This window comes from Mesorhizobium sp. M2E.F.Ca.ET.219.01.1.1, from assembly GCF_004016445.2.
Lineage (GTDB): Bacteria > Pseudomonadota > Alphaproteobacteria > Rhizobiales > Rhizobiaceae > Mesorhizobium.
The window spans coordinates 174,667-186,784 of sequence record NZ_SADT02000008.1; the positions used below are offsets into that span (position 1 = coordinate 174,667).

Here is a 12,118-nt window from a genome sequence, read left to right on the forward strand (position 1 = left end):
TACGAATTTGTCGCCTCTTCTAGCCTCTACTCAACAGGCCAACGGGTCTGCCGTGATGTGGCGAGACCTCGGCTCAGCGGCAGCGAACTGGACGGAAACCAATTTGGCTCACAGCGCCACGGTGACCCTTTCGTTTTGACCGGGAACGAACGGCAGCTTTGCGTCCAAGAGCTGCCGTTTCTGAATTTGCCCATCGTACCGACGCAAGTATTCATGTTGGCGTTCTCGTCGTGTGTGGCATCGGTTAAATGGCATTCATCGGAAATTCCTAAGCAAGCCCACCATTGTGATAACCCTTTCAAAACGCTGATTCTGAGCCGAGCGACGTCAATGACCGTATTTGAAGTCACCAAGGAGATGATTGTAAGGCTTGAGGACGAGCAGTTGCGTCAACTGCTCTGTCGATTGCTTGAAGCCGAGGCACGAGCCCGCAGTATTCCGCTATCAGCTATCGCAGTAGGAGGGAACCAAACCGCAGGCGACGGTGGCGTTGACGGTTCCATCGCTTGGAATGGACCACCTAACCCTGAAGGTTGGCTTCCACAGCGCATGATTTACTTCCAGTCTAAGGCCGAGGTGATGGGCCCGGCAAAGCTTACCAAGGAGATGCGCCCCGGTGGCGTAGTACGTTCAATCTTCACCGAACTGGCCGCTGTCAGAGGTGCGTATATCGTATTCTCCAGCGATGACCCTTCCAAGTCTAGCCGTGACGCGCGGCTTACCGCCATGCGCGCCGCATTAGCCGATGTTGCGGGTTCAGATCAAATTGCGCTCGACTTCTACGGCGCTGACAAGATCGCGCGTTGGTCCAACGAGCATCTGGGCGTCGCGTTGTGGTTACTCGAGGAGACCGGTCGACCGCTAGCAGGATGGCGCAGGTATGGCGCCTGGTCAGCTCCGGACAACCCGGGCCAACTCTACCTTGTGGACGACACTGCACGAGCGACGATCCACGATCGCGAGTTGCCGATGCGCGACGCCGTTGCAGCGATGCGCGAGATACTCGCCCGCCCTGGTGGGGTTGTGCGTCTGATCGGTCTGTCGGGCATGGGCAAGACACGCCTTGCGGAAGCCCTTTTCGACGATCGCCTCGAGGCGGGTGCGGCGCTACCAAAGGAGCGAGCGGTCTATGGCGATACCGGCCTCGACCTCTCCGTGAGCGCGGCCCTGATGGCGGAACAGATCGCAGTGGCCGGCATCGAAGCCGTAATGGTGGTCGACAACTGTACGCAGCGTACCCACGACCAACTCGCTGAAATCGTGCGGCGTGGAAATAGTCGGGTGAGCCTACTGACAATCGACTATGATGTCCTGAGCGAGCAGCCCGCCGGTACGCTTGTGACACTCGGCTGCAATAGCGAGGAAATCCTGGAAGGAGTGCTCAAGCAGCGCTTTCCAAAGTTAAGCAATACAGAGCACCGGCACCTCGCTGAATTTTCCGGCGGCAATGCCCGGATCGCACTTAAGATCGCAGAGGCTGGCGGGGAGGACATTGACCTCTCTAAACTGAAGGACAGCCAGTTGCTTGAGCGGCTCTTTCAGGGCGGACGCCAAGAACGCGACTCCAGGATGCTTGACTGTGCGGAGGCAGCCTCGCTCGTCCACGCCTTCTATGTCGCCGATGGCGACGGGCACGTTGTCGAGTATCCAGTGCTGGCGAGCTTGGCGGACATTAACCCTCAGCGTTTCTTTCGTGCGATCGCCACATTCCTCGACTGGGGCGTCGTGCAGCAGCGAGGGCCACAGCGCGCGGTGATGCCCCCGCCACTCGCCAATATGCTGGCTGGACCATGCATTCGCCGTAGCGATCCCGATACGCTCGTTGCGACGTTTTCCGGAGGCCCAGTAAGGTTGTTCGCCTCATTTGCGCGACGCATTGGACAATTGCACGATGAGCGTGCCGCGATCGCCATTGCTGAGCGCTTCTTCGCTGCAGGGGGACCGCTCGGACATCCGGTCGAGTTCGATCCGCTTATGCATCGCGCCTTCATCCAAGCTGCCCCTGCAGCCCCCGAGGCAGCGCTGGGTGCGATCGAGCGGGCATTGGCGAGTGGCGACCGGGACCGATTGCTCGTACCCAACGAGCATCGCCGGGACCTGTGCCAATTGCTGGTCCACCTTGCCCATGAACAGCGCCTGTTCGGACGCGCTATAGACGTGCTCATAGACTTCACGCTGGCCGATCGGGACACCCGCGATGAGTTTAAGGCGCGGCCGCACCTCCTCGAGCGCTTCTGGCCGATCTTGTCCCTAACTCTCGCCGATCAGGACACCCGACTTCTCAGAATCGACCGAATGTTGAGCAATCCCGATGACCGCGTCCGCGCGCTAGGCGTTGAAGCGCTTGATCACATGCTCGACGCCAATCACTTCAGCTCGTCGCTCAGTCTTGAGTTCGGCGCTAAGGCTAGACTCAAGGAATGGCGACCAAACAACGGCGCAGGGTATCGGCCCTGGTTCGATGCAGCCTATGACCGTTTGGTTATGATCGCCAAGGGTGAGCACGCTGATACCGGGCGAGCGCGAGAGGTGATCGCGGAGCATTTTCGCGAACACTACGACAGCTCGATCGATGACAAGACGCTCGACGCTATGCGCGCGGTACGTGGTGCCGGCTATTGGGAGCGTGGCTGGCGAGCGATCAATGACACGCTCCACTTGATGCGGAGCCGCCCTGCACCGGAGAATCCAGCGGCCGTAAACAAGCTTGAGGCATTGGTCGCACTGGAGCGTGATTTTCGTCCCAAATCGCTCGACGACTTCTTCGTCACTTTCGTTTTAGGCGAGCCGTGGCGACACTGGCACCCAAATGGAAACGATCGCAAGATGTTACGCAACGCGAGCACGCTTTCCCGAGCAGTTGGGCGCGTGATGATGCGTAGGAATGTGCCATTGGCACCCTATCTCTCCCGTGCCGCTGTTGCTCATGGCGCAAACAGTGTGTGGTCGTTCCTGGCTGGCCTTGCTCGATCAGCGAACGATCTCGACGAACTTTGGGACATGTCATACGAGCTATTCGCCGTCACCGATCATGGCCATCCGGGACAGTTGGGCGGGCTGCTTGAGGGCGCTAGATTTCGGCATCGCGACTGGGTTGAGCGCAAGCTCGACGCAATCGTGACCGATCCAACGTTGGGTGAGCATCTCATTACCTTGCAACATGCCGTTCCGCTCGACGCGGCTGCGGTCGGGCGGTTCAGCACCGCGCTTTCCCGAGGTCTTATTTCGGTCGATCGCTTTTCACAGCTCATGGCGGGCAGTGTGACGAAACCACTGCCCGGAACCGTCCTTGCGCAATTCCTGCGGGAATTGTTCGCCCATCAGGACGGACTCGTCCCCGCGGCCCAGATACTGCACATGCGATTGTTTGGCGATCGCAGTGACAAGATGCTGATCGATCCTGCCTTAGTCGAGGTCGGCCGCGAGATGTTGGATGACGCTCGTATCTACACGCATGAATTTCGCCAGCACGATCACGACATCACCGAAATCGCCAAAGTCGTGTTCATGGCTGGCGACAATTCGGAACTCGCCCGAGCGATCTGCGTCGCGATGCGCGAGAATGCTGGCAACAATTATGTCAGTGATCGCGAGTTTAGGGAGTTGGCTGCACTGATCATGACGCGATACCCGTTAATCGTCTACGAGGAGATTGTCGAGAAATCGGCCAATATGCATCTCATTGAGCGCTTCTTCGGCGAACTTGCCGACGACGATGATGACAAAATGCCCGAGTCCGAGACCAGTCTCGAAACGCTGCTTGAGTGGGTGGCCCAGGACCCTCAAGCGCGCGCGCTCAAAGTAGGCCACGTCGTTCGATACACGGTCAAAGATGGCGATAGCGGAGAACTGCGCTGGTCCGCACTCGCTCTGGCATTGATCGACATCGCCGTCGATCCTGGTGCAGTACTACGTGTGTTCGAGAACCGATTCTTCACCGGCGCCGGCTGGGGACCATTCTCACTCAGATTCGTGCGGCGTCGGCCACTCGTTGCCGCCATGCTCCAGAGCAGCCATCCGCGCGCTCGGGCCTGGGCGCGCGAGGCCGGCCCTCGGATCGAGGAAAGTATCAGACAATGGGATGAAATGGATCGCGATCGCGACAGTCGGTTCGAATGAAAACCAACCACTCGAACCACCGTATATAAGCCAGCTTAGCGACCGACACGCCCATATTGGCTCCAATGCATCCAAACCGCTTCCCGCCCCTTTCAGTCACCAACAAGTTGGCCGGTCGCCGAAATGAGCCAGAGCTGATGACGTTGAAGACAAATAAGCCGCTACAGGTTCGCCTTTTGTGCTTCGAAAGTCGCATAAAGGGCAGTCTGGAATTTTTCGGGGACTGGCCTGACACGGTGACTTTCAAAGGAGCATTATCTTCGAGTAGCGGACAACAATTTTGTCCTGCCGGAAGCGGCGCTCCAAGTCGCCCCGCCGGCGCTGCCAATCTGAAATGTCCACTGTTGGCGTCATCACCTCGAAGACGACAATTTCGTCGCTTTCTGTTTCTCCGCCGTCCTTCCAAAGACCTTGCGCAGGTGCCTGTAGATAGGCGGTCACGCCTTCGAAACGAGCCGCTAGCTCTTCTTTCAGCCGGTCGAATTCTCTCCCGGGGAAGGGTTGACCCTGGTTGTCTGAACGGGGCAAGAGGATTTGGACGAGATACATAGCAATGGCCGCCGTGCTGCGGCTCTCAGTTGGATTTGCTTACGAGGAGTGTGATCTGTGGACCGGCTCGATAAAGGAAACGGGCGACGCTCGCCCGTTGTTGTCACACTTAGCGATGTCGGGGTCCAAAATACGGTTCAGCCGTTGGACCGAGCCGCTACCTATTTCAACTCCCTAGGCGCGTTTCACTCCCTCGCATGAGTCAAGATTCGGAATAGCACCCACTGAGAGATCGCTTCGCGCAACCTGGTGAAAAGGTTGCCTTCTTTGTCGATGGCGGACCGAACTTGAACAGCAGCCCATCCGGCTTTCATCGTCCCGCCGACATGGCAATGGCAAACAACAGCGTGCAACTGCCAATCTGTTAGCTCGAAGAAGCGCTTGGCTTCGCCATATGTGTCGGTTTTCAGCCCCTCCGCGCGCAACATCGGATCGGCGAAAGCGATGCTGAGCGCGGAGCCCAGCGACTGGGCTTTGTCGCGCACATCCAAGGTCATGTATTCCGTGCCGGGGAAAGCGGCGAGGCACTGTTCGGGATTTTGCTCGAGCAGCCTTGCCCAATGTTCCAGGCGCTGATTGCGTGTCATAGCCGGAAGTGATGCCGCGACTTCCGCGACCTCATGCAGTTCTTCGATGGTCTGATGTTTCATGGCCGTCTCCTGTTGGCGAGGCGCTCTGCCTGCATGTTGCACAGGTCGGAATGGGCCTCAGTCGTCCCTATGCATGCGAACCTGCAATGGGGCGGGAAGTTCCGTGGCCGGAAAAATTTGCCGCCGCCCCTACATTGCCCCCAATGTCCCGGCGGCTCAGGCCACCCAGCAGCGTGCTAGTGCGGTGCTTGGACTAGTCGTTGGAGCAAGGGTAATGCTTCAGATCTTTGTAAGGGGTGATGTCCAGATCCCCGGGCACGCGGCGAAGCTGTTCGGCTGCGACTACTCAAAGCAAACGGCACTCGTCCGTTCCGGCTTACACAACCGCTGTCACCCATAGCGCGGTCTTCTAAACTGGAACCAATTGCCGATTAGCAGATTCTCTTGCGGAGTGAGTGCCTGATCCAAGAAGGAGCTCGTCATGGGAAGCACGTCAGACAAGGTTAAGGGCAAGGGTAACGAGGTCGCTGGAAAGGCGCGCCAGGCCGTGGGCAAGGCCGTGGACAACCACGAGGAACAGGCCAAGGGCAAGGTCCAGGAAACCAAGGGCAAGGCCCAGGTTGCGAAGGGTCAGGTCAAAGACGCGGTGAAGAACTTCGTCGACAAAGCCTGATTGTCGATATCCAGCTATCAGTTAGCCTGCGGCGACGCGGCTTTTCCTTAGAAGGGAGAAATCCGCCTCGGGACGGCGTATTCCCCAGTCGGGAGGCTCCAACAGGCAGGCGGCTGTTCTGCCGACAGAAACTCAAGCCTCATGCGGCAGCTTTCCGCGCAGGCGAGCGGCGCTTGCCGCCGGTCCTTGACGTAAACTTGCGCTTTGAAAGGTGCGCAAGCAGGGCCGCCAGACACATCGCGTTGAGGACTCGGTCTCTTGGGACGCCTCCCTTGCGCGCCATCTCGACACCCCAATGCATGTGGTCGAGTTCGCGGATTGAATGCGCGTCTGGATTGATGCTGAAGATGCATCCGTAGTCGAGTGCCTTTTGATGCCACCGCCAGTCGAGGTCCAGCCGCCACGGATGCGCGTTGATTTCGACCGCGACGCCATTTTTCGCGCACGCTTTGAGGACCTTATCGACGTCGAGATCGTAGCCGGGACGACGCAACAACTGGCGACCGGTCATGTGCCCGATGATTGTCGTGAGGGGGTTCGCGATTGCCGCAATGATACGTTCCGTCTGCTCTTTCTCAGGCAACCTGAAACGGCTGTGCACACTTGCGACAACGAAATCGAACTGCTTCAAGATGTGGTCCGGATAGTCAAGCGAACCGTCGGCCAGGATATCTGCCTCAATGCCCTTGAGGATGCGGAATTTTCCATCATACTTCTTGTTCAGCCGATCGGCTTCGCGGTGTTGTTCAGCAATCTCCTGCAACGTGAGCCCACCCGCATAGTGGGCGGACTGCGAATGGTCTGCGACGCCATAATACTCGAACCCGCGCCTACGGGTCGCTTCAGCCATTGCCTCAAGCGTCTCGGTTCCGTCGGATGCGGTCGTGTGAGAATGCAGGATCCCATGGAGATCTTCGTCCCGGACGAGGGTAGGGAGTTGCCGCCTCGCTGCCCGCTCAATCTCGTCCCTGCCTTCGCGCAGTTCAGGCTCGATGAACTGCAGGCCCAACGCTTCGTAGATTTGGGCCTCTGTCGCTGACGCGACGAGCTTCCTGCCGCGGTAGAGCCCTTCGGGTTTGAGGGCGAACCCCCTCTCGGCCGCGTACCGCCTCAACTGCTCAAGATGGGCCTCCGAACCGGTGGCTTCGAGGAGGCTCGCGCCAAAGCGCTTGTTGTCCGTGACGACAAGCCTGAGGGTGGACTGCTCGATTTCGGTCCGCCTCTTCCCAAGCGCTACCAGCGCGAGGTCGGCAACAAGTTCGCAACCGCGTCGGAAATCACCGGCGATTTCTACCCGCGAAAACTCGGGATGCTCTTGCTTCAAAGATATGACCGCATGTTCAAGGAGGGCCGCGGCCTTGTGCAGGTGAAGCTGTGTCTCGCCGCTTCGAGCGATGGTCAAGTTCTGCAGGATCTTTGTCTGAAGCGAAGCACCGAGGCCTTTGACTGGCCGAATGCGATCTGCCTTTGCTGCCGCTTCGAGTTCAGCAATCGAGTTCACGCCGAGCGCGTGATGAAGCTTCAGGATCTTGTCGGGCCGAAGCCCCGGTATGGCAAACAGCTCCAAAACCCCCGCCGGCACTTCCTCGCGTAGCTTCTCAAGGCTTGGATGCGTGCCTGTTTCATAGAGCTTGCGCACCATGTCCGCGATCGCTTCGCCGATGCCTGGCATTCTGGTGAGGGTGCCCGCGGCGATGATCCGATCAAGTGGTTGCGACAACGCAGCCAAGCTATCGGCAGCGCGCAAGTAAGCTTTGGCGCGATAGGGATTGCCTCCGCGAAGCGATGTGCGATGTGCATATTCCCTCAAGAGTCTGGCGACTGTCCGTGGATCGGTTTTTGCCATGGTTGAGGCAAACGGGACCGATATCCCCGGGTTCCAATCAGGCGAACGAGGCGAAGCCTTGATCCAGTCTTTCTGCCGTCGAGGAATGGGCTACAGATTTGGCAATAATTGGTCGGCTCGGCCCCATCCCACCAGGGATTTGCTGGCTGCGCGTTTCTTCAGTTCACCAGCATCGCCGATGTGGAAATGCGAGGGCGCATCAATCGTCTTCATTTCCGCCCAGGTGATGGGCGCGGCCACCGGAGCGCCCGGTCGGGACCTCGCGCTGTAGGGCATGATTGCGGTCGCCCCTCGCTGGTTGCGCAGATAGTCGACAAAGATACGGCCCTTCCGCTTCGCCTTCGACAACACGGCCGTAAAGTGAGAGGGATCGGTCTGGGCGACCGCCTGCGCCAGCCCGGAGGCGAAGGCCTTCACCTCGGGCCATTCGGCCTGGGGTGTGAGCGGGGCGATCACATGGACACCCTTGCCGCCCGTCAACATCGGGAAGGTGGTTAGCCCAAGCGATTTTAGAATGTCCCGGAACTGGAACGCGGCGGCACGCACCGCCTCGAAATCGAGACCCTCGTCAGGGTCGAGGTCGAAGACGAGGCGGTCGGCCTTTTCAACGTCCTCGATCCGAGCGCCCCACCCGTGCAGCTCGATCGTTCCCATCTGCACGCAGGTCATCAGCCCATCGGCATCGTCGACATAAAGGTACGGCTCCTCGTGGCCATCCTTTTCCGCGATACCGACGTGGTGAACTTTGTCGCCAAAGCTGCCGGCATCATGTTTCTGGAAAAAGCACTTCTTGGCTCGGCCCTGGTGGCACCGAACAAGGCTTATCGGCCGGCTGCCGACCCAAGGGAGCATGATCTCCGCGACGGCTGCGTAGTGGTCGGCGAGCTGGCCCTTGGTGATGTTGGATTCGGGATAGATCACCCGGCCGCGGTTGCTGATGGCGATCGTGCTTGCCGCCGGAGGCGGCAGGGTTGCTGTACGTTGCGCCGTCTCAAGCGCAACGGCTTCCGGCTTCTTGTCCTCGCGCAGGCCGAGATAGCTTGGATGGCGCAATGTCCCTTCATTGGTCATCTCGGTGTAGGCGATCTCGGCAACAAGCTTCGGTCGCAGCCAGTGCGCGCCGCGAACCTCCGCGCGCGGTGCTTCGACCGTGGCGGCGCTCTGCTCGAGCGGGGCCATGGTCTTCATCAGCCGCGCCATCTCGGCGGTATCGAAACCGGTTCCGACCTTACCGGCATAGCGCAGCTTTCCGCCCTCATGGACACCGAGGATCAGCGATCGAAACGCGCGGTCCTTGTCTGACGGCGTCCAGCCGACGAGCACGAATTCCTGGCGTTTGATGCACTTGATTTTCAGCCAGCTTCCGTCGCGAGCGCCGACATAGTCCGAATCGGCCAGTTTCGAGATTACCCCCTCGAGCCCGGCGTCGCAGAAGCGGTTCAGCAACTCGTCGCCCCGGCCCTGGATATGGTCGGAGTAGCGAAGGATAGGGTTCTTCGCCGGCAGAATTTCCTCCAGTTTCGCCTTGCGCTCCAGGAGGGGAAGCCTCGTCAGGTCTTCGCCGTCGAGTTGGAGCAGGTCGAAGGCATAAAAATCGATGCTGGCGGGATCGCCCTTCAAGGCGTTCTGGAGCGCCTGGAAACTCGATCGCCCCTCGGCGTCGATGACAACGGCCTCACCATCGATGAGCGCGGATCGAACCTTAAGCTTGCCTGCCTCCGAAAGGATAGAGGGGAAGCGCCCGGACCAGTCCAGGCCGGAACGTGTGTAGGCACGCGCCTCTCCGCCACCCACCGCGACGAGAATGCGGTAGCCATCGTATTTCATCTCGTGGATCCAGCGATCGCCGGCAGGGACAGTGTCCACCAGCTTTGCGAGCTGGACGGGCCTAAAACTGGGCGGCCTTAATGTGGCTAGCTCAAGCGGAGGCGACTCCGTTTGACGAGCGCGCACCCCATCGACTGCCTTTCGCTTGCTCACTTTCACCGCCCCACACTCAAGAGCAATGGCTCAATCGCGTCCAACGCAGGACTGCTTCTTTGGTTTCGACGCTCAGTGGGGTGGGTGCAGTTCTCCCTACCTGAACCGCAGAAAGGGCAGAGCTATCTTGCCGTCAGAAGGATACGAGGTGCCCTCGACGTCTGCCCGTTTGCTCCGGAAGTCGCATAGAAGGCATTGTTGAATTCTTCACTCGGCGCGTTTCAAGAAGTCTACTTGAGGTTATTGGTCGTGCGCGGATGCGTTGATTCAGCAGGTGCGTCCCGGACTGGCCTGCGAACGCCCTGAGCCAGCGCGTTAGCCGCTACTTAGATCGTGAATGGCCGGCTGTAGACCGTCAGGCGTGATATCAACCGTCGCAAGCGTGATCGGTAGCTTAAAACGACGGTGACCGGCGCTGCCTGGATTAAGATATAGCACGCCGTCAACGGTTTTGAGTTTTGGCACATGGGAGTGACCCGACACGACCATGTCGATGCCAAGCGCCGCTGGTGAGACCTGAAGCGCCTTGAGATCATGAAGGACGTAGAAGGTTCTGCCTGCCAGCCGCACCAGCGCGGTGTCAGCGTATTTCGAAGCCCACCCGGCCCTGTCCACGTTGCCTCTGATCGCGGTAACCGGCGCGATCTGCTGAAGCGCGGCAATAATGTCAGGACTGCCAATGTCTCCGCCATGGATGATGTGGTTTACCCGGGCCAGGCGCAGTTCCGCCTCAGGTCTCAGCAGGCCGTGGGTGTCAGAGATGATGCCTATCCTGAATGTCATTGTCGGTCGTTATATGGTGAGCACATCGAGATCAGCCGCAATACGGCTGTTCGGAAATGCCCGCACGGCTTCCGCGAGGATTTCTTCGTCGGCATAGCGGCCAGAGATATGCGTAAGAACGAGCTGCTTCACGTTGCTCGTCGCTGCCAGAGATGCCGCCCGCGCAGCCGTGAGATGACCATAGTCGCGCGCCATGGCCGCATCTCGTTCCAAGAAGGTGGCCTCGATCACCAGAAGATCGGCGCCGCGGACATGTTCCGCGAGATCATCGGTCGACTCGGTATCGCCGATGATGACCAGCTTCTTGCCTGCTTCCAGCGGCCCCAACACGTCTTCGGAAGCAACTGTTCGGCCATTCGCGAGCGTGATTGAGCGGCCCTCCACCAGTTCCTTCCTGATTGGACCGTCTGGCACGCCTAGAGATGTGAGGTGCTCGGCGCGAAGGTGGCGGCGCGGTGGTGTCTCGATCACGAAGCCATAGCTATCGGTGTCGCGGTGACGAACCTGAAAGCAGTCGATCATGAATTCGTCCGCGTCAAAAAACCGGCCGGGCGTCAGCGGCTCAAGCGTTAGTGGGATCGGCGCTCGTCCTTCACCCCACAGACCAGCGAGCATGCGCACAATGACATCGAGGGTATCCGAGCCTCCATGGACGGTCAGGAGATCGTCGCTTTGCCGCAACCGGAGTGTCGAGAACAGGCCGGGAATTCCAAGGATATGGTCGAAATGCGCATGGGTGAGCAACAGGCGATGAAGCCGCCTGAAGCCAGCGCCGCTGCGCAGCAGCTGGCGCTGCGTGCCTTCCCCGCAGTCGACTAGAATTCGGTGGCCTCCAGCCTCGACAAGCAGGGCAGGGTGATTTCGCTCGGCAGAGGGTACGCTGGCCGAGGTGCCAAGAAATGTCAGTCTGAAAATCATGGGAATAGTCTATCCCGCGAGCGGTGACGCCTCAAAGCGGGCAAACAACGCTTTCGCGCGGCCAGTCTGCCGTGGCCTTCTTTGACTATTTTTAGGCCACGCCCTGCTCAGACTTTATCCCGAGGTATGACCATCACTGGGGCCTACCGAAGTCTAACCAAATGCGGCTTTCCGAGTGGAACCGTGGATGCTAAGGCCCCCTGGTCGAACACTGGATCGAGCTGTACTCGCCCGAGAGCGGTCGCTTTACCTCCTTGGGCCGTGTCGTCTCGAACGCTAGGGCGTTAAGCGCTATGGTGCAGCCCCCAATTGCTTCAAGGCCTGCTTAGCCTGGGCGTATTCGACAGAAGTGACGGGGCAGCTTTCAGCGGCGGCCCGACACTGACTCGTTGCTCGGCTGTTCGACTCGACACCTGATCAAAGACGCCGACGTAAAAGTCAGCCTCGCACTTCTCGACCGAGCTGGACGCCGTTGCGGTGCGGCACGCCTTGCCGGGGGCGGTCTGCCCCGCGTCCCGCCTGCGGCGGCGCTATGCTGACGCTCCTTAGGCCGCCCTATTGAACCGGTCTCGTTGTCACGAACCGGCTCGACGATGAAATGACATTGTCCGTCCGGCGGACATTTCATCGTCTGCGCTTTGTACGCCCTCATTTTGTTTT

8 protein-coding genes are annotated in these 12,118 nt (G+C 59.4%); 2 read left to right on the top strand and 6 right to left on the bottom strand.

The window, feature by feature from the left end; genetic code table 11:
* The first annotated feature begins 330 nt into the window (after window positions 1–330).
* On the top strand, window positions 331–4,119 hold the full coding sequence (locus EN862_RS31890) for a hypothetical protein (protein ID WP_127868250.1): 3,789 nt from the start codon (window positions 331–333) through the stop codon (window positions 4,117–4,119).
* Between the two features lie 243 nt (window positions 4,120–4,362).
* Here EN862_RS31890 and EN862_RS31895 read toward each other — a convergent pair whose 3' ends face one another.
* Window positions 4,363–4,668, bottom strand: coding sequence for a hypothetical protein (locus EN862_RS31895; protein WP_127868251.1), 306 nt, complete (start codon window positions 4,666–4,668; stop codon window positions 4,363–4,365).
* Window positions 4,669–4,853: 185 nt separating this feature from the next.
* Complete coding sequence (locus EN862_RS31900; RefSeq protein WP_127868252.1) at window positions 4,854–5,318, bottom strand: hypothetical protein; 465 nt, start codon at window positions 5,316–5,318, stop codon at window positions 4,854–4,856.
* A gap of 421 nt (window positions 5,319–5,739) precedes the next feature.
* On the opposite strand from EN862_RS31900, the gene EN862_RS31905 reads away from it, so the two are divergent.
* Window positions 5,740–5,931: a CsbD family protein gene (locus EN862_RS31905; RefSeq protein WP_127848073.1), complete on the top strand. Its 192-nt coding sequence runs from the start codon at window positions 5,740–5,742 to the stop codon at window positions 5,929–5,931.
* Window positions 5,932–6,070: 139 nt separating this feature from the next.
* On the opposite strand, the gene EN862_RS31910 is transcribed toward EN862_RS31905, so the two are convergent.
* The 4 genes from EN862_RS31910 to rnz form a co-directional block, all read right to left on the bottom strand.
* Window positions 6,071–7,777 (bottom strand): DNA polymerase/3'-5' exonuclease PolX, encoded by a 1,707-nt coding sequence (locus EN862_RS31910; RefSeq protein ID WP_127868253.1) that lies wholly within the window; start codon window positions 7,775–7,777, stop codon window positions 6,071–6,073.
* 90 nt (window positions 7,778–7,867) lie between these two features.
* A complete protein-coding gene (gene ligD / locus EN862_RS31915) occupies window positions 7,868–9,757 on the bottom strand; it encodes a DNA ligase D (protein WP_127868254.1) in 1,890 nt (629 codons plus the stop codon).
* Between the two features lie 315 nt (window positions 9,758–10,072).
* Complete coding sequence (locus tag EN862_RS31920) at window positions 10,073–10,540, bottom strand: metallophosphoesterase family protein (protein WP_127306953.1); 468 nt, start codon at window positions 10,538–10,540, stop codon at window positions 10,073–10,075.
* Between the two features lie 9 nt (window positions 10,541–10,549).
* Window positions 10,550–11,455 (bottom strand): ribonuclease Z, encoded by a 906-nt coding sequence (gene rnz / locus EN862_RS31925; protein ID WP_127868276.1) that lies wholly within the window; start codon window positions 11,453–11,455, stop codon window positions 10,550–10,552.
* Window positions 11,456–12,118 lie beyond the last annotated feature (663 nt).

Coding starts and splice junctions, on each gene's coding strand:
- EN862_RS31895 (WP_127868251.1), bottom strand. CDS start 4,668: ATGTATCTCGTCCAAATCCTCTTGCCCCGTTCAGACAACCAGGGTCAA.
- EN862_RS31900 (WP_127868252.1), bottom strand. CDS start 5,318: ATGAAACATCAGACCATCGAAGAACTGCATGAGGTCGCGGAAGTCGCG.
- EN862_RS31920 (WP_127306953.1), bottom strand. CDS start 10,540: ATGACATTCAGGATAGGCATCATCTCTGACACCCACGGCCTGCTGAGA.
- EN862_RS31905 (WP_127848073.1), top strand. CDS start 5,740: ATGGGAAGCACGTCAGACAAGGTTAAGGGCAAGGGTAACGAGGTCGCT.
- EN862_RS31910 (WP_127868253.1), bottom strand. CDS start 7,777: ATGGCAAAAACCGATCCACGGACAGTCGCCAGACTCTTGAGGGAATAT.
- EN862_RS31890 (WP_127868250.1), top strand. CDS start 331: ATGACCGTATTTGAAGTCACCAAGGAGATGATTGTAAGGCTTGAGGAC.